Raw genomic sequence first — 25,902 nt, 5'->3', positions numbered from 1 at the left:
ACGCCTCACAATTTTTGGGTACTACCTTTACACTATTGAGTCATGACTGCCGCAACGATCAACGATCAGGGAACTCCAGCTCCCGATCTCACCACCACTGCCGGAAAGCTCGCGGATCTTCGCGCCCGCCTCGCTGAGACCGTGGCCCCCATGGGCCCGGCCTCGATTGAAAAGGTACATGCAGCGGGGAAAAAGACCGCTCGCGAGCGTATTGAATACCTCCTCGACGACAATTCCTTTGTCGAGGTCGACGCACTAGCGCGCCATCGCTCCAAGAACTTTGGGCTTGACGCCAAGCGCCCGGTCACTGACGGCGTGGTTACCGGCTACGGCACCATTGAGGGCCGCAAAGTCTGTGTCTTCTCCCAAGACGGCGCTGTCTTTGGCGGCGCTTTGGGCGAGGTCTACGGCGAGAAGATCGTCAAGATCATGGATTTAGCCATTAAAACCGGCGTTCCACTCATCGGTATTAATGAAGGCGCTGGAGCTCGTATCCAAGAGGGCGTTGTCTCCCTTGGTCTTTATTCCAAGATTTTCTACCGCAACACGTTGGCGTCTGGTGTTATCCCACAGATCTCCCTCATCATGGGCGCTTGCGCAGGTGGTCACGTTTACTCCCCCGCTCTCACCGACTTCATCATCATGGTGGATAAGACCTCCAAGATGTTCATCACTGACCCTGACGTGATCAAGACCGTCACTGGCGAGGAAGTCACCCAAGAGGAATTGGGTGGAGCGCACACCCACATGTCTACCTCTGGCACCTCCCACTACACAGCATCTGATGACGCAGACGCATTGGATTGGGTTCGCGATCTCGTGGGATTCTTGCCATCCAACAACCGCGCAGAAGCCCCTCGGGAAGCTGCCGAACTTATGGTGGGGTCGATTCAGGAGAACATCACCGAATCCGATCTTGAACTAGACACTCTGATCCCAGACTCCCCGAACCAGCCATACGACATGAAGGACGTCATCACCCGCATCGTTGATGACGGAGATTTCTTTGAGGTTCAGGAGCACTACGCCGGCAATATCATTATCGGTTTTGGCCGGGTAGAGGGCAGAAGCGTAGGAATCGTTGCCAACCAGCCTACCGAGTTCGCCGGCTGCTTGGATATCAAAGCATCAGAGAAGGCAGCCCGTTTCATTCGCACCTGCGATGCCTTTAACGTTCCGATCATCGAGTTCGTGGATGTGCCAGGCTTCCTGCCCGGAACCAGCCAAGAATACGATGGCATTATCCGTCGTGGCGCTAAGCTACTGTACGCATATTCCGAGGCGAGCGTCGGCAAGATCACCGTGATCACCCGTAAGTCCTATGGCGGCGCCTACTGTGTGATGGGGTCAAAGGATATGGGCGCGGACATCGTGCTTGCATGGCCTACCGCGCAGATCGCTGTCATGGGCGCCTCAGGGGCAGTAGGATTCATCTACCGCAAGGAGCTGAAGAACGCCGCTGCCAATGGCAAAGATGTCGCTGCGCTGGCCAAGGAATACGAAAAGGAATACGAGGAAACCCTCGTCAATCCTTACATGGCAGCGGAGCGCGGCTACGTGGATGCTGTAATCCCACCGAGCGAGACCCGCGGCCAGATCATCGAAGGCTTGCGCCTGCTTGACCGCAAGGTTATTAATATGCCGGCCAAGAAGCACGGTAACATCCCGCTGTAATATTCGAATATGCTTTTAGGGCGTGGTGCCGTTAGTAGCTACATACCTAACCGCGCCACGTTCTTATCCTATTCACCCGATGGCAAAAAGGATTTTCTATGTCTGATACGTCCACCACGACTGAAGAAACCACTCCGGCTAAGAAGCCCTTTCTTACCGTGGTAAAAGGCAATCCAGACAATGTCCAAGTGGCTGCGATCACCACTGTGATTGCTTCCCTGGTCCAAGATGCAGAGAAAGCCGCCGCTAAAGACCGTGATCGTAACCTCTGGGGCAACGTTGAAGAACGACTACAGCAGCCCATAACGTACAATCCCACAGCCTTCAGGAATGTAAGTTTTTACTAAGTAAACTTATAAAACGTTAACATCAGACCCCCTTCTTGCCACACTCCACACATGGAAGAAGAAGGGGGTTTACTTGTGGATAACAGCCATTTTGCCACTTTTCTCCACTTGACCATCGCGCTGGTGTAAGTTAATTTTAGTTAAGTTCAGATTGCAAACGTTTGCACCAAAGCAGGTTTTATGGAAGCTCCCCGCACTCCCGTTACGTCTTATCCGCGCCGTCGGCGCCAGTCAACAACACTTAAAGACATTGCCGCTGAGACAGGTTTTTCTATCAGCACAGTGTCCCGCGCCCTTGCACACAATCCGGTAATCCCAGAGTCCACACGTACTATCGTCGCGGAAACCGCCAAACGACTCAATTACCGCCCCAACGCTCAAGCGAAAGCACTCCGCAACCAAAAAACGAACCTCATCGGCGTCCTACTACCTAACATCTGCAACCCATATTTCAACACCCTGGCCTTTGAGATCCAGCAGGCCGCACGCGCTAAGGGATACAGTACGATTCTCTCCAATACAGATGAATCTCCCATTGTCCTCAACAGCGCACTCGACACGATGAACAGCCAGCAAGTCGACGGCATCATCGTCGTCCCGCATATTCAATCTGCAGAGAAAATCACAGAGCTTGCAGATGCCGGAGTACCCATCGTCGCAGCAGACCGAAGCGTTCTTGGAGGTTCTGTCCCTTCGGTCACTTCAGATCCACTTCCTGCAATGAAGGAAGCTATCAGGCTTCTCAGCCTCAACAACCAGGCAAAAATTGGATACTTAGCAGGACCCCAAGACACGTCCACCGGCAGAGTGCGCCTTGAAGCAATTACGTCCATCAAGGAAGACCTACGTATCCCCTCCCCCGACGTCTATTTCGGCGGATACCACTATGACGCCGGACGCGCAGGGACTCTTGAGCTCTTAGACCGCGGAGTCAACAGCATCCTCACAGGCGACATGATGATGGCAGTCGGCGCGTTGAGTGCTATCTACTCTCGCAAACTGAAAATTGGCAAGGACGTAGCACTCATCGGTTTTGATAATGCTGCCGTATTCACGCTCCAAGAATCGCCGCTTACTGTCATCGATCAGCAAGTGGAGGCCATCGGACAGAAGGCCTTTGAGATGCTGTATTCCATCATGAAAAACGATGCAACACCTGAGTCCGTTGTCATCCCTACGGTGCTCAAAGTCAGAGATTCCCACACGTTAAGCTAAAAAACGTGTTCCTACAATAGAATTAAATAACGAGCATTTTCACTGTGCCTCTATATTTTTTGTTTACATGTTTCACGGGAAACACAAAACTTGTGACTTCTCTGGTTGCTTAAGGTAGTCGCAGGGCTATGTGTTAGCTACTTAAAAGGACATGTGATCTGATTGTGCATCGGTTGCGGTAAACAAAGACACAGTGCCCGCCCACCAGTTAGGAGTAACTCACCATGCTAAAGACTGTTGCCGTCGTAGGCTCTATCAACGCAGATTTAAGCGTGCGTGTTCAGCGGCATCCCAACCCGGGAGAGACCGTCCTCGGCATGGATAGTTCCGTTTCCCCCGGTGGCAAAGGCGCCAACCAGGCAGTAGCAGCAGCTCTCCAAGGGGCAAAAGTGATCTTTGTCGGCGCTGTGGGCAAAGATGCCTACGCAGAACCAGCCCTGGAGTTACTGCGTACTTCCAACGTATGTCTGGACCACATCTCGGAGGTCGAAGGCCCCACGGGCACCGCAGTCATCACGGTTTCTGAAGACGGGGAAAACTCCATCATTGTGATCCCTGGCGCGAATGCCACTGTCGACGCCGACTGCGTCGCCACGCATGCGGAAACCATTGCAGACGCAGACATCGTGCTCCTGCAGGGAGAAATCCCCGCCGATGGATTCCGGGAAGCAATCGAGGCCGCAACTGGTCGCGTTGTGGTCAATCTTGCTCCCGTTATTCCTGTGGATCGCGAAGCATTGCTCAAAGCAGACCCCATCATGGCTAACGAGCACGAGGCCAACCTCATCCTGGAACAGCTCGGCAGTAGCATCAACAGTGATGATCCGCACGAGCTCGCTCAAGAACTATTGGCCCAGGGTTTTGCCTCAGTTGTCCTCACACTAGGAAGCAAGGGTGCACTTGTGGCAGACCCTGCGTCCAGAGTCATGGTGCCTTCGCCAAAAGTAACAGCAGTGGATACAACCGGAGCAGGCGATGCCTTCGCTGGAGACTTTGTAGCCCAATTGCTCGGTGGGGCGTCGTCTGTGGAAGCCGCCCAGCATGCGGTCCGTGTCGGGGCCTACGCCGTGCAGTATCGAGGCGCCCAAGCCTCCTACCCACACGCGGACGCTGAACTCCCCAGTTAGCCCGAATAAGATGTAAGGAATGAGAATCGTCCTTGCATCTTCTTCACCATCCCGACGCGCGATCCTCCGTTCTGCCGGCGTGGATCCCATCATCGACCCCGCTGACATTGATGAGGACAGCCTCCTTGAACAATGCAAGGACCTGCAACCGGAGGAGATTGTCGCGCAGCTTGCCACAGCAAAAGCACACGCCGTGGCTGGCCAACATCCCGGCCACATTGTAATCGGCGGAGATTCCATGCTGCTCCTCGACGGAAAGCTACAAGGAAAACCTCACACCGTCGAACGCACGATTCAACGATGGAAAGAGCAGCGCGGCCGTACTGCCCACCTCATTACCGGGCACTGCATTGTTTACGGTGTTGATGGGGCGTCGACAAGCTATCAACATGTGGAGACGTCTGTTACCAAGATTCGTTTTGCACAGGCAAGCGACGACGACATCGAAGCCTACGCCCAGACCGGTGAGCCATTGCAGTGTGCCGGGGCTTTTACCCTCGAAGCGCTTGGGGGCTGGTTTATCGACGCCATCGACGGAGACCCATCCAGCGTCATTGGCCTTTCTCTGCCTGTGGTTCGTCGAGCCCTTTATTCCTTTGGACTCAACGTTTCGGATTTCTGGAATATACAGAGTCTGGAAGAATAACGGCATGACCCAATTCAACGACATGCTCGCGCCCCCACCCGTCATGCTTCCCGTCGACGAAGCCGCCGCTGAGCCCGAAATCACCGCAGCAGTTGCACTCCGACACCCCGCGAGCCCCCTAGCATGGGCGCGTCTAGCGGAAGCTCAACTCGACGCTGTCACAACCACTGATCTCGACGCTCTCGCAGCCGCTTATGCCTTTGCGCGGACCGGCTACCACCGCAGCCTTGACCGGCTCCGCGCGAATGGCTGGAAGGGATGGGGTCCTGTGCCCTACTCTCATGAGCCTAACCGAGGTGTTCTGCGCGCCATCGCCGCTCTGGCACGCGCTTCCCAGCTCATTGGCGATCAAGCCGAATACGACCGCTGCCGACAAATGCTTTCCGACGCCGACCCTGAGTCAGTAGCAACGCTGCTTTAAACATTGCTGTTTTTAGGAAAGAATCGTCGATTCTTTCCTAAATCTTGCTCACAAACGTGCTGATTTGAGCCCAGAGAAGCGGCACCAAGGACAACGCGTAAGCGTCAGAAATATGGTTGCCGTCGCGATAGATGTAGATATTGCCTATGACCGCTGGACAAAAATCGTCTGGGCAGAACCAGTCTGCAGTATCCACAGATAGCATCGAGTCTTCGGTAAAAAACTTCTGGGAGGGATCAGTATCGGCATACACGTGCGAACGCGGCAGCCCGCACTCTTCGATGCTTCCACCGTTTTCTACGCATTGGGAGACCATCCAGCCTTCGCCCTCTGCCAGGACGAACCAAGGATTATCCCTTAGCCCGATGAACGGAATCTTTTCCTTCTTCAGAAACTCCCAGAACGTGGGATAACTCTGGGGAACTTCATCACGAGTGTGACCTTTTTCCAGAAGTGGTCGGGTGGAATTGCTGATCACCAAATCAGGACGATCTTCTGTAATCCGCTCAATAACCTTTTGGTTAAAAGTCGTGCACTCTTCAGAAAAGACGTCGTCTTTTTCTTCCTTATACATAGGGCATCCCTGGCGCACAAAGGGGACAATTTTTATCCCATGTTGTTTGCCTATCTCGTCCCATGCAGCCATCCACTGCTCTGCGTGAGAGCCACCTACGAGGTATGCCACTTTTTTAGCGTGGATATCACCGTACAAGCAGTGGTCAGGACCTAGGTTATCGTTGGCGATGATCTCGGGGTCGTCGCCAAGCAAAGAAATACAGCCGTCGGTCCACGCCGGTGAAAGCGTATTTGCGAGTACAAACGGATCCGGTTCAAAAGGAACGTTGGGAACTCGAACACCTTTGAGGGCAGCGGCACCCGGGTACAGCACCGGGTTGAGCTGTGTTCCGCTCACACGGTCAACTTCCTCTTGCCAGACAGAAGGAATCCACACTGCGGTCCAGCACAGAGTCGCCACGCACAGCGCCGCTACAGCACGAATCGCGCCGCTGGGGGTGGAAAGAGAAGCCACTGCTATGCGACTACGACCTTCCAAAGAAACCGGACGCTTTGCGTGCTGTTTAAATGGTTCCTCGATTACTACGTGAGTAAGTTGTGCCACAAGGATTGAGACGACAACCACGCCAAGGCCCAATGCCACGCTAGGCCGTTTTTCACCAAGGTAAGCAGTGGAGACAATCAGAATGGGCCAGTGCCAGAGATACAGCGGATAAGCAATCTTTCCTAGCCACAACATAAAGCGACTGCTGAGCCAGGTCGCACCTTGCCCGCCACCTAGGATCACAAGGGCAGCACCGCCGAGCGGGAAAAGCGCTGCGGGGCCGGGGAAGAGCGTTGCACCGTCGAAAAGCAGCCCCGTAGAAACCACCATCAACAACCCCAGATAGGTAAAGACAACGCTTAGTCGCTTAGCAATCCGGAGTTTTTCGGCGTATAAAACGAGCACAGCGCCGAGGGTGAGCTCCCACAAACGGGACCATGTGGAGTAGTAGTTGAGCGATTGATCTACTGAATGCAGGTACACCGCATAGCCGAATGAACCTAGGGTTATCAGGATCAACGGGATGCCCGCTGCTATACGCAGCGTCGTAACGACTTTCCGTCGACGACGCATCAGTTTCACACCAATTGCTAGCAGCCAGGCAAAGGCAATGGCCATGAGGTAGAACTGCCCTTGAACTGCCATCGACCATAGATGCTGCAGCGGACTTGTCGTGCTTGACGCCGCGCCATAGGCAGCACCTTGGGTGGCAAGCTCCCAGTTCTGAAAATAACCGATGCACGCCAGCAACTGGTCCGATAAGTTGGTGGTTCGTAGCTCTGGTATCCACAGATGCACCGCCAATATCGTGGACATCAGCGTAACCAGCAATGCGGGGAAGAGACGACGGATCGTCCGCCAGACAGGCCACCATGGGTTCAGGCTCGCGTTTGGCTTGATTGCATAACGCAGCTGCGAGCCGAGAAAAAAGTAGCCAGACAATAAGAGGAAGACGTCAACGCCGCCAGAAACACGGCCGACAAAAACGTGGAATACGACGACAAAAGCGATGGCGATACCGCGCAGGCCGTCAAGATCAAACCTGTATTTGGTAGCTTTCGCTTGCGATTGTTGAGTTGTCCCAGCGGCCATTGATACCTGAGCTTTAAACTATCCCGATTGTGGTGCCTAAAAAGTCCTTTTATTTCTTACCAAATCGGCACCGCTTTACCTATTCCGCACACGGTTGCATGGTCGACACATAGGAAGTTCTTGCTACTTTGCGTCAAACACCATCGTCACAAGCAACTCCCGCCCCCTCCCCTGGTTGGGGGTAAGGCGGGAGTTGGAGTTACAAACCTACGAGGACGCGTGAAAATACGCCACACGTCACGCATTAAAACATGGCTTTTACATCGCGAAAGGGGACGGTTAAGCGTTCTTAGCTTCCGACTTCTTTTCTACGCGTTGGATTGCCTCTTGGGCTACGAGCTCTTGGATTCCCATGTCCAATTCAGACGTAAAACCAACGCAAGAACAGTTGATTTCCCCTAGAACGTAGGTGTCCTCGCCGTCGGCGCCGTCGGCAAGCATGAAATCGGCAGTCCAGATCAGTGGGATGTTGTCGCCGCCGAGCTTCTCCGCGATCACGGGGCGAGCGTCGGCAAACATATCCACGAGCGACTGCCATGCCTCTGGCTTGTCATAGGTGTACTTTGCGCCGGAGAAGAGTGTCGCGGAGAAGTTGTCTCCGCCTGCAGCTGGTTTCTTGTGAACAACAAAGACTGGATGCGGGCCGACGAGGAGAATGCGAATCTCACCTTCCACAATGCGCGGCATAAAGCGCATGTCTACCAGCATGCCGTTGTCGCCGATGATGTATTGGTCGCAGAAGTCCATGAACTCACCGAGTTCGCGGATCTCCGTGTGGTTGTCCACTGCCTCGGTGCAGCGCAGCTTGGTATCGAGTGACAGCGCGGTTCCTGGAACGACAGAAGCTGCAAGTTCTTTATCTTCCAGCTGCACGCGCCAAATACCGGAACCGGTGGAGCCGCGGTTTTGCTTGAGTACGCGCTCGCCATACGACAGGGATGTGGGGAAAGTGCTGTGGAAGGACTCGACGTCGTAATAAGCGGCGGTATCCGAGGGGACTAGATCTGTGTCGTTGAGCTTAACCAGGGCATCCTTTGCACCGTAGGCCATCATCTCTGCCGGGGTGGACATGCCCACGAGGCCGGCGTCGGAAAGCTTAGTAAGCAGCTCAAAGTAGCCTTTTTCTCCGCCAGGAATGTTGCCTGGGTTAACGCGAGAAATATAGCCATCAAAGTTCTGCGATACATAGTCAAACAGCTGTTCAGACCACTCAGGACGGTAGAAAACTACCTCAGAATGCCACCCTTTTTCCTTGATTGCGTCAACGATGGGCAGCGTATCTTTGCGGTGACCGTTGAACTGCTTGTCACTTCCGCCTTCTACTTCGAATACAACGATGCTCTTGTGCATGTATCTAACCTTTCGGGGATCTTCGGAGGCCCTCCGGACCTACGCATGCTCGCGATGCCTTCCAAAAAGCACCTCGAACTATTAAACGAGACAACTGCTACCCAGTCGCCTAGAGAGGATCAGCGATCAACAGGACACAACAATGCACATAACGTGGCACTACTTTTTCAAACCCACCCCCGCGACACACCACCGTTAACCGCTGTTGCCGTTGCAAGCTTTACGACGCCAACGGAAGCCAGACCACAAACTAAAAGTTTCGAGATTTCAATTGCACAGGCCTGACCATGTTATTGCTGGCGTGACGCGCGGATTCATAGTCTCGTGTCACACACCTCACTTTCATCGTATTAGATCTCTAGGCTCCGAGGGATCACAACAAAGACTGCAGTAATGAAAAACACATCTACTTTTTCCGGTGACGTAGAACCCTTATATTGCATAAGCTAGAAGTATCTCGGTTGTAAAAGTTCAGGCCTGACCTCACAGTGCAGGAAATGGGAAATTGCACAAAAGGAGCGCACTAGACGACATCGTCACGGGGGCTCTTAATGTCCGTTCCCTACCACTACAACATGACCAAAAATGGTTACAGTGGTCACATCGTGGCGATTAAGGCACTGACCTCTCTCCGCCGAGTGGTTTAAAATTTTTGATATCTATCAAGAAGTGCATCCACAATTCATCAATCATCCGTAATTTCACGTAAGCGCAAAGGTCGTCCAATGCCCGCACCCTACGATCCCCATCCCCTATTCCAGGACTACGCACATCCCGAGAAACTCGTCTCCGCCTCGTGGCTCAGTGCACGATTGGGCACGAAGGGACTCCGAGTAGTGGAGTCTGACGAGGACTCCCTGCTCTACGACATCGGACATATCCCCGGCGCCGTCCGCATCGACTGGGCAAAAGACCTCAATAACAAGACGGTCCGTGACTACATCACCGGCGAAGACTTTGCCGCGCTCATGAGCGCCAAGGGCATCGCACGCGATGACACGGTGGTTATCTACGGAGATAAGTCCAACTGGTGGGCAGCCTTCACCCTGTGGATTTTTGAACTCTTTGGACATGAAGACGTCCGCATCCTCAACGGCGGACGCGACGCCTGGATGGCAGAAGAACGCGACACCTCTTACGCCGTACCGGAATATCCCGCCACCGATTATCCAGTGGTTAAGCGTGCCGACCATCCAGACCGCATTTACGTTCAGGAACTCCTAGAAAAACTCGGCGCACCAAAGCTTATCGACGTCCGCAGCGCCGCAGAATACAACGGCACCGCCGACGCCGGCTCCCCCTCTTCTGGGGTCCTAAGGCGGGGGCATATCCCCACCGCAGTGAATATTCCTTGGGAAAAATCTGTACACCCCAATAGCCGCTTCCGTTCCGCCGAAGAACTCGCCGCACTCTATGCAGAGGTCCCCAAGGACTCCGAAGCAATCGTTTACTGCCAAGTGGGAGATCGCGCAGCCCATACATGGTTCGTACTAAAACACCTGCTTGGATACGATTTTGTCCGGAACTATGACGGCTCTTGGGCAGAATGGGGCAACATGGTCAAGATGCCCATCGCCACCGGAGATGAGCCGGGCCAAGCCTAGGAGTCTATAATTACTTTCGGCAGCAAAAGCTCATGCAGTGAAATCTCTAGGAGTTTTTGCTTTGAAAAAGTGCCGAATGTGCAACAATATGTGATGCACAACGCATCGATATTCAACGGCCTGCTGAAAAATTCGGTAGGCCACTCTGCATAATCGATAACCGTTCGGACTTATGCGATTAACGTGGCTACGAAGGCCATCGTCACATTGGTCACCATACTTTCACAAGAACTAGGAGAGCTTCAGTGTCTGTGGAACAGAAGAAGATCACGAAGGTTCTCGTTGCTAACCGCGGCGAGATCGCCATTCGAGTCATTCGCGCCGCGCGCGACGCCGGCATCCCAAGCGTTGCTGTATACGCAGAGCCAGACGCCGAGGCCCCTTTCGTGTCCCTGGCAGACGAGGCATTTGCGCTCGGCGGACAGACTTCCGCTGAGTCCTACCTCGTTGTAGAAAAAATTCTCGACGCAGCCCGCAAGTCCGGCGCCAACGCTATTCACCCCGGCTACGGCTTCCTCTCCGAAAACGGTGACTTTGCAGAAGCAGTCATCGACGCAGGACTCATCTGGATCGGACCATCCCCGCAATCCATCCGTGACCTGGGAGACAAAGTTACGGCTCGCCACATCGCTCTTAAAGCCGATGCACCAATGGCTCCCGGAACCAAAGAACCGGTCAAGGATGCAGCCGAGGTTGTGGCTTTCGCAGAAGAGCACGGTCTCCCCATTGCCATTAAGGCAGCCTTTGGCGGCGGCGGACGCGGTATGAAGGTCGCCTACACCATGGACGAGGTCGCAGACCTCTACGAGTCCGCTACCCGCGAAGCTGTTTCCGCATTCGGCCGCGGTGAGTGCTTTGTCGAGCGTTACTTGGACAAAGCCCGCCACGTTGAGTGCCAGGTGATTGCAGACCAGCATGGAAACGTCGTCGTTGCAGGCACCCGCGATTGCTCCTTGCAGCGTCGATTCCAGAAGCTCGTCGAAGAGGCCCCTGCCCCGTTCCTCACAGACCAACAGCGTGCTTCCCTCCACGAGTCTGCAAAGCGGATTTGCCGTGAAGCCGGATACTATGGCGCCGGCACCGTGGAGTACCTCGTGGGCGCCGATGGCCTCATCTCCTTCCTTGAGGTCAACACCCGACTCCAGGTGGAACACCCAGTTACCGAGGTAACCACCGGACTCGATCTTGTCCGCGAACAGTTCCGTATCGCCGAGGGACAAGAACTCCACATCAAGGAAGACCCCACACCACGCGGCCACGCTTTTGAGTTCCGCATCAACGGTGAGGACGCAGGCTCCAACTTCATGCCAGCCCCAGGCAAGGTCACTAAGTACGTTGAGCCTTCGGGCCCCGGCGTACGCATGGACTCCGGCATCGTTGAGGGGTCTGTCATTGGCGGACAATTCGACTCTATGCTGGCAAAGCTCATCGTCTATGGAGAGACCCGTGATGAGGCTCTCCAGCGCGCGCGTCGCGCGCTCGATGAATACGTCGTAGAGGGCATGCCAACCGTCCTCCCCTTCCACCGCCACATCGTTGAAAACCCCGCCTTCGTTGGCGACGGCACCGGCTTTGACGTGTACACCAAGTGGATCGAGGAAGAATGGGATAACCCAATCCCTGCGTACGTCGATCCCGCGGACGTCGCTGAGGACGAGGAAGCAACCCCAAGCCAAAAGGTCGTCGTGGAAATCGACGGCCGCCGCGTGGAGATCGCCCTGCCTGGCGACCTCGCACTTGGTGGCTCCGGCGGTGTAAAGAAGAAGGCCAAGAAGCGCCGTGCTGGCGGCTCCAAGGCTGCAGTCTCCGGTGACGCAGTCGCAGCACCAATGCAGGGCACCGTTATCAAGGTCAACGTAGAAGAAGGCGCTGACGTTGCCGAAGGCGACACCGTTGTAGTGCTCGAAGCTATGAAGATGGAAAACCCCGTCAAGGCCCACAAGTCCGGCACCGTCACCGGCCTTGTCGCCGCAGCAGGCGAAGGTGTGACTAAGGGACAGGTTCTACTCGAAATTAAGTAGCAAGCCACACCAGCTTTATCTGCTTGAAGGCCGCGTGCTCATCGATGTTTCGTCGAAAAGCATGCGGCCTTTGTGTGTCTGTGCGATCATTGAACAACGTTCTAGAATGTTTGCTATGGAACCAACCGATATCAACGGCGGACGCTTCTATGCACGCCCCCTGCATAACGACGACCGAATCGATGACACCCCCGCCATCCGTCTGATCGACGCCCACTTTGATGTGGATGAAGCCCACCACCGTTGGCACGACAATTCCATGTACTCCTGGGCAGTATGCGAACAGACAAACATCGATATGATTGCTCTCGCGGTTCTCCATCTGACTACGACAGAACACGGTCTCAGCGGCATACTCGACATCGCTCCCGCAGGTGACCCCGCACGGGAATTACCCAACGACCCCATCCTCGACCAAAAGACGGTCGGCGACGGTGTTCTGGAAATCCGGGGGCCCATCGAGCGGTGGTGCGCTGCGCATGGGATCACCCTGACAAGATGATCTTTGTGGGAAAGAATCGACGATTCTTTCCCAAACTCCCCGCCGCCGCGTAAGCTGTCATGCTTTGTGGCGGCTTACGCGTTTCCCCTTCGCACCACAGAAGAGTAATCAAAACAAAGATAGGACGTCCCGTGGCGACTTCACCGCAACGCATCCCCGAGCCAACTCAGGGAACCACAACATCTCCAAAACCACGGGTGGGATTAATTCTTGGCGTCGTCGTTGTCGCGACGATGATCATGATTCTGAATGAAACGGTGCTGTCGGTGGCACTTCCATCAATCATGACCGATTTTGGAGTTACCGCCGACGTCGTTCAGTGGTTGGCCACTGGGTTTCTGCTCACTATGTCCGTCGTCATTCCGGCAACCGGCTTCCTACTACAACGGTTTACTACCCGGATGAACTTTTTAACTGCCGTGGGTCTGTTCATCCTGGGAACACTGATGTGTGCCATCGCCCCTGCTTTCTGGGTATTGGTCGCAGGGCGAATTGTCCAGGCGATGGGCACCGCCATAGTTCTGCCCTTGCTCATGACCATGACGATCACGCTGGTGGAGCCAGCCAAACGCGGCACGATAATGGGCGTCAACGCAGTTGTTATCTCAGTAGCTCCGGCCTTTGGCCCAACCTTGTCTGGATTCATTCTGAATTCTTTGTCATGGCACTGGCTGTTTTGGGTCGTGATCCCGATCGCTGTGACCGTCTTTATTCTGGGCTTTGTTGTAGTAACCAATGTGCAAGAAGTCTCTCGCGTGCCCTTCGATACAGCCTCACTAATTCTCTCAGCCCTAGCATTCGGAGGGATGATCTACGGGCTTTCCACCATGCGCGAGCTTGTCGACGGCCACTGGCTGCCCGCCGCAGTCTTCTTCGCGGGTCTAGGGGCTTTAGCGATCTTTGTGCGCCGACAGCTACGGTTGGCGCAATCAGGCCGTGCACTTTTAGACCTTTCTCCCTTTGCTGTCCGCAACTTCGTCTTATCAGCAATAGTCCTCATGCTGGGCCTCACTGCGCTCTTGGGAACGGTAAATGTGATCTCGATTTATTTGCAGGAAGGAATCGGCGTTTCTGCCCTCACCACCGGCCTAGTGTTATTGCCCGGCGGATTATTTCAGGGTCTGGTCTCACCCTTTATTGGCCGTTTCTACGACCGCGCAGGCCCTCGTCCCCTGGTAATTCCCGGCGCGATCTTGATGTTCGGGTCAATGCTTGCTGCGGCTCTCATGTTCACGGCTGAGGCTTCAGTGCTGATTGTGGTCGTTGTTGATTGCCTTTTCTGTGTAGGACTTGCTTTGGTGATGACCCCTTTGATGGCAGTCTCTTTGTCGTCCCTTCCTACACGCCTCTATGGACATGGCTCGGCGATCGTGAATACGCTTCAGCAGCTAGGCGGCGCTATGGGGACTGCGGTGATGATCGGAATTATGGCTATCGTCGCAACGCGTTCTGCGGCTGCTCCTGCAGTAGCGCAGGCAGAAGGCACGACCTCCGCGTTCGTGGCGGGCACCGTTTTCACTGGACTAATTTTGGCGGCTTCATTGTTTATCACGCCTGTTGCTGCGACTAAGGTCCATTCGACTCAACCTGAATGATAACTTTGCGTATCGACGCTCAAAGGGCGGTCACTCACATACGAGTGGCCGCCCTTTGAGGCTGTGTGAGCCTTAGGCAATAACCAGTAGTAGGTCTCCGCCTTCAACCTTGGTGGGTTGCGTCATCACGATGCGTTCCACAATTCCATCTGTGGTGGCCGAAATGGTGGCTTCCATCTTCATGGCTTCAATAACTGCAACGGGATCTCCTGCCGCAACCTTCGTGCCAGGTTCTACAGTCACGGTAACCACACCAGAGAATGGTGCTGCAACGTGTCCAACGTTGGATGCGTCCGCCTTTTCAGCGGAGGCTGTGATGGATTCGACGTTTCGATCCCGGACCAGGATCGGACGGATCTGCCCGTTGACGTTGCATACAACATTCCGCATGCCCTTCTCATCAGGCTCACCCACTGCATCGAGCCTTACGATCATAGGAACGTTGCTGTCCGCGGTATGGATGACGGTCTCTTTGCCCTCCACCAGGCCGTACAGGAATTCTGCGTCACCCAGCTTTGTGGTGTCGCCGAACTGACGACGGTGCTCCGAAAACTCCTGTGCCGGCTTAGGGAACAGCAAACGATCCAAAGTCCCGCGAACGGTAGCTTGGTCCGCCAGTGCCGCAGCGTCCTCGGCAGGAAGCTCAGCAAGGGTGTCCTTTGGCTCTTTGCGTCCGGCGAGAGCCTTGTTGCGCAGCTCTTCTGGCCAGCCGCCGGGAGGAGTTCCCAATTCTCCCCGGAGGAAAGCGATCACAGAGTCAGGGATGTCGTACTTTTGTGGGTCGGCTGCAAAGTCCTTGGGGTCGACTCCCGCGCCGACCAGGTAAAGGGCTAGGTCGCCAACGACCTTGGAGGACGGGGTGACTTTAGTGGGTCGTCCGAGCATCTCATTGACAGCTGCATAGTTGTCTTCGATGAGCTCAAAGCGATCAGCCAAGCCTAGGGCAATGGCCTGTGCCCGTAGGTTGGAAAGCTGACCACCAGGGATTTCGTGGAGGTAGACGCGTCCGGTTGGCCCGGGGGTTCCGGATTCAAACGGCGCGTACAGCTTGCGAACAGCCTCCCAGTACGGCTCCAGAGATCCGACAGCGTCGAGGGAAAGCCCCGTCGAGCGGTAGGTATTATCAAAGGCCGCCACGATGGCGGAGAGCGACGGCTGCGACGTGGTACCCGACAGCGGTGCGGAAGCGCCATCCACAGCGTCTGCGCCGGCGGCTGCCGCAGCCCAGTACGTGGCCAGCTGGCCGCCTGCTGTGTCGTGAGTGTGAACGTGCACCGGCAGATCAAAGTTCTTGCGCAGCTCAGAAACCAGCTTGGTGGCAGCGGCTGGCTTCATCAACCCAGCCATATCCTTGACCGCCAGGATGTGAGCGCCTGAGTCAACGATTTGTTCTGCAAGCTTGAGGTAGTAATCCAGCGTGTAGAGCTTCTCGTTCGGGTCAGTGAGATCACCAGAGTAGGCCATTGCGACTTCGGCAATGGTGGTTCCTGTGTTGAGGACTGCGTCGATAGCGGGGCGCATCTGGGAGACGTCATTGAGTGCGTCAAAGATACGGAAGATGTCTACACCTGAGCGTGCTGCCTCATTGACAAAAGCGGCACACACGGAATCTGGGTAGGGGGTGTAGCCCACGGTATTGCGCCCGCGCAGCAGCATCTGAATGTTGATGTTGGGCATGGCCTCGCGCAGGTGGTCTAGGCGCTCCCACGGGTCCTCGTGGAGGAATCGCATGGCAACGTCGTAGGTTGCACCGCCCCACGCTTCAACAGAGAGGAGCTCAGGTGTGAGGCGTGCGACGTGGCGGGCGGCGTCGATAAGCGTGTTAGAACGAACGCGCGTAGCCAACAGCGACTGATGCGCGTCGCGGAACGTGGTGTCAGTAACCGCGAGTGCGTCTTGTTTGCGCAGGGCGCGTGCAAATTCCACCGGACCTAGCTGGAGAAGTCGATCGCGGGAGCCCCTGGGGAGTTCCTCTTTGGATTCCGCAGGAAGCTTCTCCACCGGATTGACCACAGCGGGGCGCACACCATGTGGTTTATTCACGGTCACGTCTGCAAGGTAATCCAGGATCCTGCCCTGCTCGTCATCCGCGGGAGGTGCCTGGAGCAGCCATGGGTGATCAGCGATGAAGCCGGTGGCTATACGCTTGGACTGGAAATCTTCTTCGCGCAGCAAAGCACGCAGGAAACCAATGTTGGTAGCCACACCAGAAACCACGAATTCCGCCAACGCACGCTGCGCACGGGCAACTGCCGTTTCAAAATCCGCGCCACGGCAGGTCATCTTTACCAGCATGGAGTCGAAATTCGGGCTGATCTCTCCGCCAAGCATGGCAGCGCCGTCGAGACGCACACCGGCGCCACCTGGGGAGCGATACGCCGTGATAGTTCCGGTATCTGGGCGGAAGCCGTTATTAGGGTCTTCCGTGGTGATGCGGCACTGCAAAGCCGCACCTTCAGTATGGATGTCTTCCTGGCGCAGCCCCAGCTGCTCTAGCGTCGCGCCAGCCGCAATCATGATCTGCGACTTAACCAAGTCCACCTGGGTGACTTCTTCAGTCACCGTGTGCTCCACTTGGATGCGGGGGTTCATCTCAATGAAGACGTGGTTTCCGTCCTCATCAACCAAAAATTCCACGGTTCCTGCGCCCATGTAGCCGATGTGGCGAGCGAAAGCCACAGCATCTGCGCAGATCTTATCACGCAAGTCAGGATCGAGATGCTGCGCTGGCGCAATCTCCACGACCTTCTGGTGTCGGCGTTGCAGCGAACAATCGCGCTCGTAGAGGTGAACGATATTGCCCTCGGCGTCACCCAGAATCTGGACCTCAATGTGCTGTGGATTAATCACAGCGCGCTCAGCGTAGACGCGTCCGTCGCCGAATGCAGCAGCGGCCTCACGAGAAGCCTCCGCCGCTAGTTTCTCCAGATCCTCTGGCTTTTCGACGAAACGCATCCCTCGGCCGCCACCGCCTGCAACGGCTTTGACAAAGAGTGGGTAGACCTGGTCTTTGGAAAGAATCGCCAATTCTTTCGGATCATCTGTGGGCTCGGTCTCAGTGAGAGTCGGAAGACCTGCCTCGCGTGCTGCAGCTACAGCTGCAGACTTATCGCCCGTCAGGTCGAGCACCGAAGGAGGCGGGCCAATGAAGGTAAGTCCGTTTGCTGCACATTCCCTGGCCAATTGGGCGTTTTCTGAAAGGAATCCATAGCCTGGATACACGGCATCGGCGCCTGTTTGTTTAGCGGCACGGATGACCTCATCAATGTCGAGGTATGCCTTAACTGCGGACCCGCCCTCACCAATGAGAACAGCCTCGGAGGCAAATGACCGGTGGAAGGAGTTCCGGTCTTCCATTGGGTAGACAGCTACCGTTGAAGCCCCAGTCTCAAATGCGGCACGGAAAGCACGAACTGCAATCTCGCCGCGATTAGCGACCAAAATCTTGGAAAACGACGTCGGGTGGTGCGTCGCGGTTTTCTGCGTGGAGTGATGCACGGCTAAAGAGTCCTTGTGTTTTAACGAGACACGTAACCCTTGCCCTCAAGGCCTAGTTATCTCCTCAAGAACAACCCCAAAAAGGTGTTCCTTCAGGCAGAAAACCCAGCTTGTGAGCAGAGTTACAACGACGGTTGTTGAGTCTACCCACCCGCAACAAAAGAATCAGCATAGGTTTCCGGTTAGCGGTATATTTCACGCTTTTACTACACCTGTTATGCAAAATTTGCCGAGCTTTTTCCATCCGCACCAGGCAACACATGTAAGCGCCTAAATGGAGTTTTCTTGCAACAGCGCAAGAGCGTTCCCCATAAAACGTGCTCTCCCCCACCCCTCTTTTGTTCAATTCGTTGAGGATGCCCCTACAACGGGGAGCATCGCCACACGTCTTCCAGTCGCCGGCCCGTTGCACCCCCTAGGAGATCCCTGCAACGAGCCGCCACCGTTCCCTCCGCCCACGCTGGGCTTCCAATCTATACAGGATCGAAAAAGGCAGAAAGAACGATAGGAAGGACCTTCAGCCAAAAGCTTTACTCCAAGTCGTCGTGGCTCACAAGCTGGCGTGCAGCCTCTGTAATGGAACCAGACAGAGAAGGATATACGGCAAAGCTTTCTGCCAAGTCAGACACCGTGAGTTGGTTAGTTACAGCCACTGCGATCGGAAGAATCAGTTCCGACGCAGTAGGCGCCACAACAACGCCGCCGATAATAATGCCCGAGTGCCTACGGCAGAACATCTTGACAAAACCATGGCGCAAGGAACGCATCTTCGCCCGCGGGTTAGTCTCTAGCGGAAGAATCACCGTGCGTGCATTGACGTCACCGGACTCAATCTGATGCTGTGTCACACCTACTGCTGCAATCTCCGGGCGCGTGAACACTGCCGTGGAAACGGTTTTCAAACGAAGCGGCTTCACACCCTCACCCAACGCGTGATACATGGCGATACGCCCCTGCATGGCGGCGACAGAAGCCAACGGGAAAAGGTCGGTGCAGTCACCACCGGCGTACACACCGGGAACGTTGGTGCGAGAGACACGGTCTACATGAATATGTCCCGAGCGAGTCATCTCTACGCCGATCTTCTCCAACCCCAAATCCTTGGTATTGGGGATAGAACCTACGGTCATAAGCGCATGAGAACCAAAAATCTCACGGCCGTCGGAGGTGCGTACGCAGACACCGCCGTCTTCAGTACGAGAAACCGAGTCCACGCGAGCATGCTTCTCCAACGAGACGCCCCGCTCAGCGAGCACGGCTTCAAGTGTATCGGCGGCGTCGGCATCGTCGTGAGGCAAAATGCGGTCGCGGGAAGCCACCATGGTCACCTTGACGCCTAGTTCTGCAAACGCCGATACGAATTCCGCGCCCGTTACGCCTGAGCCGACAACAATAAGGTGCTCAGGAAGGTCTTTAAGGTCATAGACCTGTCGCCAAGTAAGAATGCGCTCTCCATCTGGTTGCGCACCAGGGAGGATACGCGGGGTGGCACCAGTGGCCACGAGGACCAGGTCGCATTCAATCGTTTCCACGGTGCCGTCGTTTAGTTCGGCCTTGATGTAGTGGAGGGTCTGCTTTGGGTTGTAATCGTCGAACGATCCCCGCCCATCGAGCACCCGCACCCCATGATTGATCATGGAACGGCGAATATCTCCAGACTGTTCCCCTGCCAAGGCCTGCACGCGGGCATTCAGCGCGTCCAGAAGAAGATTGGCCTCGCCTATCCCTTTGTTCAGCCCCATGTCATCCGCACGCCGCAGGTCAGTCTTAATATTGGCGCCCGCGATAAAGGACTTTGATGGCACACAATCGTTGATGACGGCCGCCCCACCCAAACCGCGATCCTCGATAATAGTGATCTGGGCACCATATTTAGCACCAGCAAGTGCGGCCTCGTATCCAGCGGGGCCGCCGCCGATAATGACGATTCGAGTCAAAATTCCTCCAGACATGGGTGGGCTGGTTAGTTAATCCGCACATAGTCTAACGCAGCACAAGACATGCCTTGTGACATACGACAAGTCGTGGGTAAAACAGGGGCAGCTCAGCCTTGAGCTTCTCGACGCCACCCCCTCGTCTCACAACGAAGGCTTTGAAAAGAGTTCAGCGTTGTGGTTATACCTCTCCGCAACTGCACCGAATAATTTAACCCCAACAGCAATACAGCGCTCATCTATAAGAATGTCCGCCTGATGCAGGTCACCGGGCTCTCCTACCCCGTCCCAACATCCCAGCCGCGCCATCGAGCCCGGCACATGTTCGAGGTACCACGAAAAGTCTTCGCCGCCCGATGACTGCGGTGCCTGCACGACTGCGTTGGGATCTATGCTGCGGGCGGCGTCGGCAAGCACTGCTGTAGCCACGTCATCATTGAGCACCGGGGGAACCCCCTTGTGATGAACGATAGATACCTCGCATCCTGTAGGCGCAAGAATCTGTGGAATAAGCTCGCGCAGAAGCTCCCCCATCTTCCGCCATACGGTAATGTCCGCTGTGCGAATCGTACCGGTTACCGAACCGGATTCTGGAATAGCATTTGGCGCATACCCTGCATTAATAGATCCAAATACTAATACCGTTCCGGTGCGGGGATCCACACGTCGAGAAAGTAAACCGGGCAGGTCGATCGCCAGCTTGGAAAGCGCATACACAATATCCACCGTGAGATGCGGACGCGAGCTATGCCCACCTGGCCCCGCAACATGAACCTCAACAACATCAGATGCGCTGGTAATGGCGCCTGCACGCACCCCTACGTATCCGACCTTAAGCTTGGGCTCGGCGTGGATTGCAAAGATATTGGCTATCCCCTCCAGCGCCCCATACTTAATAACATCCGGCGCACCGCCATCCATGACTTCCTCTGCTGGCTGAAAGATCATGCGAACACCCATGCTCAGTTCTGCCGATGCGAGTGCACAAGCAGTAGCTAGGGCTATTGTTGTGTGGATATCGTGCCCACACGCATGCATGACCCCGGCGTTGGTGGAGGCGAAGTCAAGGTCGTTCTGCTCGCTAATGGGCAGCGCATCTATGTCTGCCCGGAACGCCAACTTTTCTTCCGTCTCTGGGCCAATGTCCACCATCAAGCCAGTCGTGGGAAACTTGTGCGGGGTCAGTCCATAAGAGATGAGAGTCTCTGCGATGAAGTCAGTGGTAGCAAACTCCATATGGGATAGCTCAGGGTGACGATGCAGATGCCTGCGCCACCCGATCACCTCCTCCTGATGATCCGCGATCCAAGCGTTCACATGCTCGGAAATCGAAGTAGCCACGACCAACCCCTTTCATCCTCGACTGATCATCCTAGAGGGTCAACCGCGGAAAGCTACCCATATGGTGGCCACGCTAGCATTGCGTAGCAAATGTACTGCAAGCGCACTTCCGGTGTACTGCAGCAGCAATGTCTCGGGGCGCGTGGTAACTGGCACACACCTATATATGCGGGATTACTACGACAAACCACGCTAAGGCCACCATCCGACCGGGAGCAGAGTTGATTCTCCGACACACAAGGAAAGAAATCTCTAAACTTATAAATTCAGGTTAGCGACACCTCGGTCGATCCTTCCGTGACTTCACAGCTCTTATCCGTTCCACCAGTTCACGTAAGAAAAGAGGCAAAACATGTCCTTAAGATTTGGCACAGCAGGCGTCCGTGCTCCCGTGGGTCCAGCCTCCAATCAGATGAACGTAGGAAACGTCACTAAATTCACATCAGCGGTGGCCATGTGGTTAGCGGAGGAAGCCGCAGCTTCCCCTACACATCACGCAAGAACGTATCCTCAGGATCCGGTCAAGGGAATCGGCGACGTCTTCCACGATGATGCCGCTCCACTGCGCGTTGCCGTGGGGTACGACGCCCGTTATGGTTCACATGCCTTTGCCACTGCAACAGCAGAGGTGTTCGCCGGCGCCGGCTTTGAGGTCTTCCTCATGCCTATGCCCGCCCCCACCCAACTCATCCCCTGGCTCATCCGCACTTGGGATCTCGATGGCGGCGTTCAGATCACCGCATCTCACAACCCCGCTGCGGATAACGGCTACAAAGTCTACTGCCACAACGGCAGGCAGCTTATCGACGCCAGCGCGCGTCGCATCGAAGCTATTTATGATGGAATAGACGATTCTTTCCAGATACCCCGCGTCTCTGTGCGACCAAGCTCAGATCTCCTACGCCGCTACATTGATGACGCAGTCTCCACGATCATCCCCGCCCAATCAGATCTCTTACGCGTCAATTCCGACCGCGCTAATCTTCGCGTCGCTTTTACTGCCATGCATGGCGTGGGCGGACGTACGTTACAAGTGTGCCTTCAGGCCGCAGGGTTTGCACACGTCTTTCCCGTCTATTCCCAGTTGTATCCCGACCCCACTTTCCCCACGGTGGACTTTCCTAACCCAGAGGAACCCGCGGCAGTGGCAGCGTTACTGGAGCATGGGGAAGCCACCGACGCCGACATTCTCATCGCACTAGACCCAGATGCTGATCGCTGCGCCGTGGGAATCCGCACCGAAGACGGTACCCTCCGCATGCTCAGAGGCGACGAGTTAGGCCCATTACTTGCGGCTCGTCTTGTTCCCAATTGGACTCCAGAAGATGTTCAGCCGCAACCAGTCGTAGCTACTACTATCGTCTCTTCTCAGCTTCTTAGTGTGATGGCCAAGGATCGAGGATGGTTGTATCAAGAAACCCCCACTGGTTTTAAAAACCTGGCAGCCGCAGCAGCTTCCGTTGCGCACGATGGCGGGATCGCCTATGCATGTGAGGAAGCAAACGGCGTGGCCCCCGATTTGCATCGAGTGGGGGACAAAGATGGCGTGGTCACGGCCCTCGTGGCCTGCGCATGGGCCGCAGAGCTTAAGGGGTTAGGAGTGGGATTGCATCGTGCGCTACATGATCTGTATCGCCAATATGGTTATTTCACCGGTACCCAGATCGCGGTGAGGACTATCGACCCCACAGAGCTTGTTTCCGATTGGATCGCCAACCCACCGGAGTGCCTTGCCGGTATTACCGTCACAGCTACACAACTGCCGGAGATTCGTGGACTCAAGCTCAGCGGCAGCAACAAATACGCCTCAATTAGAGCTATTGTTCGGGCATCGGGCACTGAGTCTAAAGTCAAAATGTATGTGGAGGTGTCACAGGCTACCAGTGTTGAACAAGCTGAAGAGCTCCTTGCACAGTTGTGCAACGAGGTACGAAATCGTGCGCTGCGCTTTTAGCGATTGTTCAGTGGTTTTAGCGTAGCTCTACGCGTCCCCTGGAAATCAGTCTGGGATATCCCCCGGTACTGCTTGAGGCCCGGAAGGATCAACGAATCGTGGATTCTCCCCCATACGCAGCCCGTAGAGATGCTGAATATCAAAAGCCAGTGTGTCTTCAGGGGCTGCGGGCCATACGAGGTCCACTTCAAGATCAGCAGCGTTATCTTTGCAGATATCCTGCACAATGTCCGTCGCTGCAGGTAAAAGCACTGCAGGTGGCACATGCAAAGCCCGGGCCAAGCGATAGACTGTGGACATCGTGGGATCAGCGGATTTAGTGGCGCTATTCTCATTGCGCTCAAGGTTGGAGATTTGGTTGCGGCTCACATCAGAAAGTTCTGCAAGCCGGTCCTGGCTTAGGCCACGCATCTTGCGAAGGGTGCGCAACCGCACGCTCAACGCGTGACCAAAACTCGGCCACTGCTGCCAACCATTCACCATGCAACACACACTGCCCACCGCAATAGGCAAAGTCCGCACAATATATTGTGCAATACCTTGACCATTGCCACCGGATCCCTGTTGGAAAATATTCTCCAATCCTAATATGGCTTGCGGTGGACCAATAATTTAAGTGTTATAGGCAGTGGCAGGCGCTGTGTACACCTGGAAAAACGCGCCCTGGCGCGTCGATAAGCTAAGTGTTAGAGATCGATATTTCTCGGCCCGTAGAGGCGGTCGCCAGCATCACCAAGGCCCGGCACAATGTAGGCGTTCTCGTTGAGCTCCGGGTCGATCGTTGCTGTGACCAATCGACACGGCAACCCCGAGTTAGCAAGGGCATCAACTCCGGCCTGAGCAGACACCATGCACACTGCAGTAATATCCGTCGCACCACGGTCTGCCAACAATTTAATCGCATGCAGCAGCGATCCACCCGTAGCCAGCATAGGATCCACACAGAACACTGTGCGCCCAGAAAGATCCGCCGGAAGCGCTTCCAAGTACGGCACCGGCTCATGGGTTTCTTCATCCCGAGCAAGCCCAAGGAAACCAACCTGAGCGTCAGGGATCATCGACAATGCTGGGTCTACCATGCCCAGGCCTGCGCGAATGATAGGGACAATGATGGGTGGATCTTGCAGTCTAATCCCCTGGGTTTCAGCCACAGGGGTGCTCATCGGAAAGTTTTCCACCTCTAACTCTCGGGAAGCCTCATAGATCAGCATCGCTCCAAGGTCGGCCAACGCAGCTCGGAAGCCGGCGTTATCGGTGCGCTTATCTCGCATAATACTTAGTCGGGACGCCGCAAGGGGGTGGTCAACGATCGTAATCTCCATGCCCTCCATCGTAGCCTCCTTATGACAGGGAACCAGAACTACGCTCGCAAACGTCTAAGTGTTCATGAGGATCGAGCCAGACCACGCACGCACGCTCATTGCGCAGCTTGTCGACGACGCCACCGCCCCTGCCCCCATTGTGCGCAATGCTGGAGCAAATCTGCCCGAGCTTGGCAGTTTCTTCGCTGCTTATAACAGCTGCGTTGAGGCTTTTATGGCGCGTGCTACAGAGCAATGTTCCCGCGCAGAAAACCTCGCGGCCACGGCGCTACGCAACCTCGAAACTATAGAGAACACTGACACCTCCCTTGCAGCCTCACTGGAGTCATTGTGATTAACCTCGCAGCAGTCGTTTCCATGCTGAGCGCACTCGCGCCGCCTGCACAACGACTCACGCTGCCCCGCGTCTCACTTTTCCACGCTGCTGTTCCTCTAGCCGCAGCTTTCGGCTCTCATCCAAAGCTTGTCGACGACGCGCGCAGACTAGCAACCGACATAGACCAAGCACATCGAGTGTTCCCCCGAGCCCACGCCGAAATCGATGCAGTTCGTGCAGAGCTAGGCCACATGGCGGCTGATTTCCTTAAAGAAGCAGCGCTGTTATTACCCCGCGTTTTTAGTCCAATCCCTGCTATTTCAGTACCCGCACTGGCAGAAATCACGGCGTTACCGGACACATATGTTCGACTTGCCTACGCGCGCCTGCATACAGCTTCTACCAAGCTTTCCGACGTCACCACTGAATTGAACCGGTTAGCCAGCATCGGGGTAGACACCATCGAGACAGGCAGCGTTGCCTCCGATTCTTCTGAGCCACATACGCCTAATCTCAACGAAAGCACACCAATACACCAATTGCCCGGCGCGTTGGCAGTCACTGCAGCCAAAAGCGCCTTGGGAACTCCATATCAGTGGGGAGGAACCTCCACTGCAGGATTCGATTGTTCTGGTCTCACCCAATGGGCTTGGCGACAAGCCGGCGTAGAGCTCCCCCGCCTGGCGGAGCAACAAACAGTGGGCACACAAGTAACCCATGAACAGCTCCTCCCTGGCGATCTCGTGGTCTGGGACGGGCATGTAGCAATGTATGCAGGGGACGGAACTATCATCGAGGCCGGAGACCCCGTTCAAATAAATCCATTACGTACAACGAATATGGGAATGGCTTTTAAGGGTTACTTCCGACCAACGGGCTAAAC

General features: G+C 55.3%; 20 protein-coding genes. 13 read left to right on the top strand and 7 right to left on the bottom strand.

Annotated elements, in window-relative coordinates:
- Positions 1–42: 42 nt before the first annotated feature.
- From CULFRC11_RS02630 to CULFRC11_RS02605, 6 genes are all read left to right on the top strand, one after another.
- Complete coding sequence (locus CULFRC11_RS02630; protein ID WP_038620370.1) at positions 43–1,674, top strand: acyl-CoA carboxylase subunit beta; 1,632 nt, start codon at positions 43–45, stop codon at positions 1,672–1,674.
- Positions 1,675–1,772: 98 nt separating this feature from the next.
- Positions 1,773–2,021, top strand: a complete 249-nt coding sequence (locus CULFRC11_RS02625; RefSeq protein ID WP_023635251.1) for an acyl-CoA carboxylase subunit epsilon — start codon at positions 1,773–1,775, stop codon at positions 2,019–2,021.
- Positions 2,022–2,201: 180 nt separating this feature from the next.
- Positions 2,202–3,236 carry a LacI family DNA-binding transcriptional regulator gene (locus CULFRC11_RS02620; protein WP_023635250.1) on the top strand — a complete coding sequence of 345 codons (1,035 nt, stop codon included), beginning with the start codon at positions 2,202–2,204 and terminating at the stop codon, positions 3,234–3,236.
- Between the two features lie 224 nt (positions 3,237–3,460).
- Positions 3,461–4,363, top strand: coding sequence for a ribokinase (locus CULFRC11_RS02615; protein ID WP_023635249.1), 903 nt, complete (start codon positions 3,461–3,463; stop codon positions 4,361–4,363).
- Positions 4,364–4,382: 19 nt separating this feature from the next.
- Positions 4,383–5,009: a Maf family protein gene (locus CULFRC11_RS02610; protein ID WP_023635248.1), complete on the top strand. Its 627-nt coding sequence runs from the start codon at positions 4,383–4,385 to the stop codon at positions 5,007–5,009.
- 4 nt (positions 5,010–5,013) lie between these two features.
- On the top strand, positions 5,014–5,430 hold the full coding sequence (locus CULFRC11_RS02605) for a DUF3151 domain-containing protein (protein WP_023635247.1): 417 nt from the start codon (positions 5,014–5,016) through the stop codon (positions 5,428–5,430).
- A gap of 37 nt (positions 5,431–5,467) precedes the next feature.
- On the opposite strand, the gene CULFRC11_RS02600 is transcribed toward CULFRC11_RS02605, so the two are convergent.
- Together CULFRC11_RS02600 and CULFRC11_RS02595 are read right to left on the bottom strand one after the other, a co-directional pair.
- Complete coding sequence (locus tag CULFRC11_RS02600; protein WP_023635246.1) at positions 5,468–7,582, bottom strand: acyltransferase family protein; 2,115 nt, start codon at positions 7,580–7,582, stop codon at positions 5,468–5,470.
- 279 nt (positions 7,583–7,861) lie between these two features.
- Positions 7,862–8,932, bottom strand: a complete 1,071-nt coding sequence (locus CULFRC11_RS02595) for a Cj0069 family protein (protein ID WP_023635245.1) — start codon at positions 8,930–8,932, stop codon at positions 7,862–7,864.
- Between the two features lie 725 nt (positions 8,933–9,657).
- Between CULFRC11_RS02595 and CULFRC11_RS02590 the strand changes: the two genes are divergently transcribed.
- From CULFRC11_RS02590 to CULFRC11_RS02575, 4 genes are all read left to right on the top strand, one after another.
- Positions 9,658–10,536 (top strand): sulfurtransferase, encoded by an 879-nt coding sequence (locus tag CULFRC11_RS02590; protein WP_023635244.1) that lies wholly within the window; start codon positions 9,658–9,660, stop codon positions 10,534–10,536.
- Between the two features lie 245 nt (positions 10,537–10,781).
- Entirely contained in the window at positions 10,782–12,557 is a 1,776-nt protein-coding gene (locus tag CULFRC11_RS02585) for an acetyl/propionyl/methylcrotonyl-CoA carboxylase subunit alpha (protein WP_038620367.1), read from the top strand.
- Positions 12,558–12,672: 115 nt separating this feature from the next.
- Positions 12,673–13,059 (top strand): hypothetical protein, encoded by a 387-nt coding sequence (locus CULFRC11_RS02580; RefSeq protein ID WP_031270054.1) that lies wholly within the window; start codon positions 12,673–12,675, stop codon positions 13,057–13,059.
- Between the two features lie 131 nt (positions 13,060–13,190).
- The gene (locus CULFRC11_RS02575; RefSeq protein WP_023635241.1) at positions 13,191–14,654 is read left to right on the top strand and encodes an MDR family MFS transporter; all 1,464 of its coding nucleotides are present in this window, start codon (positions 13,191–13,193) and stop codon (positions 14,652–14,654) included.
- Between the two features lie 72 nt (positions 14,655–14,726).
- Here the strand turns inward: CULFRC11_RS02575 and CULFRC11_RS02570 are convergent, their stop codons facing one another.
- The 3 genes from CULFRC11_RS02570 to CULFRC11_RS02560 form a co-directional block, all read right to left on the bottom strand.
- Positions 14,727–18,152 (bottom strand): pyruvate carboxylase, encoded by a 3,426-nt coding sequence (locus CULFRC11_RS02570; protein WP_023635240.1) that lies wholly within the window; start codon positions 18,150–18,152, stop codon positions 14,727–14,729.
- Between the two features lie 530 nt (positions 18,153–18,682).
- A complete protein-coding gene (locus CULFRC11_RS02565; RefSeq protein ID WP_023635239.1) occupies positions 18,683–20,104 on the bottom strand; it encodes an NAD(P)H-quinone dehydrogenase in 1,422 nt (473 codons plus the stop codon).
- Positions 20,105–20,230: 126 nt separating this feature from the next.
- Positions 20,231–21,427, bottom strand: coding sequence for an amidohydrolase (locus CULFRC11_RS02560; protein ID WP_023635238.1), 1,197 nt, complete (start codon positions 21,425–21,427; stop codon positions 20,231–20,233).
- Between the two features lie 352 nt (positions 21,428–21,779).
- On the opposite strand from CULFRC11_RS02560, the gene CULFRC11_RS02555 reads away from it, so the two are divergent.
- Positions 21,780–23,381, top strand: coding sequence for a phospho-sugar mutase (locus CULFRC11_RS02555; RefSeq protein WP_023635237.1), 1,602 nt, complete (start codon positions 21,780–21,782; stop codon positions 23,379–23,381).
- A 45-nt stretch (positions 23,382–23,426) separates the two neighbouring features.
- Here CULFRC11_RS02555 and CULFRC11_RS02550 read toward each other — a convergent pair whose 3' ends face one another.
- Together CULFRC11_RS02550 and upp are read right to left on the bottom strand one after the other, a co-directional pair.
- Complete coding sequence (locus CULFRC11_RS02550; protein ID WP_023635236.1) at positions 23,427–23,864, bottom strand: type II toxin-antitoxin system RelB family anti-toxin; 438 nt, start codon at positions 23,862–23,864, stop codon at positions 23,427–23,429.
- Between the two features lie 203 nt (positions 23,865–24,067).
- Entirely contained in the window at positions 24,068–24,703 is a 636-nt protein-coding gene (upp, locus tag CULFRC11_RS02545; RefSeq protein ID WP_014836047.1) for a uracil phosphoribosyltransferase, read from the bottom strand.
- 64 nt (positions 24,704–24,767) lie between these two features.
- Here upp and CULFRC11_RS02540 point away from each other — a divergent pair, with 64 nt between their 5' ends.
- Both CULFRC11_RS02540 and CULFRC11_RS02535 read left to right on the top strand, forming a co-directional pair.
- The gene (locus CULFRC11_RS02540; RefSeq protein ID WP_023635234.1) at positions 24,768–25,037 is read left to right on the top strand and encodes a hypothetical protein; all 270 of its coding nucleotides are present in this window, start codon (positions 24,768–24,770) and stop codon (positions 25,035–25,037) included.
- Positions 25,034–25,900, top strand: coding sequence for a C40 family peptidase (locus CULFRC11_RS02535; RefSeq protein ID WP_023635233.1), 867 nt, complete (start codon positions 25,034–25,036; stop codon positions 25,898–25,900). The genes CULFRC11_RS02540 and CULFRC11_RS02535 overlap by 4 nt, the downstream gene beginning before the upstream one ends.
- Positions 25,901–25,902 lie beyond the last annotated feature (2 nt).

Source organism: Corynebacterium ulcerans (assembly GCF_000767685.1).
Lineage (GTDB): Bacteria > Actinomycetota > Actinomycetes > Mycobacteriales > Mycobacteriaceae > Corynebacterium > Corynebacterium ulcerans.
Note: the sequence above shows the minus strand (reverse complement) of the source record. Positions and strands in the feature narration are given on the sequence as shown.

Coding starts and splice junctions, on each gene's coding strand:
- CULFRC11_RS02630 (WP_038620370.1), top strand. CDS start 43: ATGACTGCCGCAACGATCAACGATCAGGGAACTCCAGCTCCCGATCTC.
- CULFRC11_RS02625 (WP_023635251.1), top strand. CDS start 1,773: ATGTCTGATACGTCCACCACGACTGAAGAAACCACTCCGGCTAAGAAG.
- CULFRC11_RS02620 (WP_023635250.1), top strand. CDS start 2,202: ATGGAAGCTCCCCGCACTCCCGTTACGTCTTATCCGCGCCGTCGGCGC.
- CULFRC11_RS02615 (WP_023635249.1), top strand. CDS start 3,461: ATGCTAAAGACTGTTGCCGTCGTAGGCTCTATCAACGCAGATTTAAGC.
- CULFRC11_RS02610 (WP_023635248.1), top strand. CDS start 4,383: ATGAGAATCGTCCTTGCATCTTCTTCACCATCCCGACGCGCGATCCTC.
- CULFRC11_RS02605 (WP_023635247.1), top strand. CDS start 5,014: ATGACCCAATTCAACGACATGCTCGCGCCCCCACCCGTCATGCTTCCC.
- CULFRC11_RS02600 (WP_023635246.1), bottom strand. CDS start 7,582: ATGGCCGCTGGGACAACTCAACAATCGCAAGCGAAAGCTACCAAATAC.
- CULFRC11_RS02595 (WP_023635245.1), bottom strand. CDS start 8,932: ATGCACAAGAGCATCGTTGTATTCGAAGTAGAAGGCGGAAGTGACAAG.
- CULFRC11_RS02590 (WP_023635244.1), top strand. CDS start 9,658: ATGCCCGCACCCTACGATCCCCATCCCCTATTCCAGGACTACGCACAT.
- CULFRC11_RS02580 (WP_031270054.1), top strand. CDS start 12,673: ATGGAACCAACCGATATCAACGGCGGACGCTTCTATGCACGCCCCCTG.
- CULFRC11_RS02565 (WP_023635239.1), bottom strand. CDS start 20,104: ATGTCTGGAGGAATTTTGACTCGAATCGTCATTATCGGCGGCGGCCCC.
- CULFRC11_RS02555 (WP_023635237.1), top strand. CDS start 21,780: ATGTCCTTAAGATTTGGCACAGCAGGCGTCCGTGCTCCCGTGGGTCCA.
- CULFRC11_RS02550 (WP_023635236.1), bottom strand. CDS start 23,864: ATGGTGAATGGTTGGCAGCAGTGGCCGAGTTTTGGTCACGCGTTGAGC.
- upp (WP_014836047.1), bottom strand. CDS start 24,703: ATGGAGATTACGATCGTTGACCACCCCCTTGCGGCGTCCCGACTAAGT.
- CULFRC11_RS02540 (WP_023635234.1), top strand. CDS start 24,768: ATGAGGATCGAGCCAGACCACGCACGCACGCTCATTGCGCAGCTTGTC.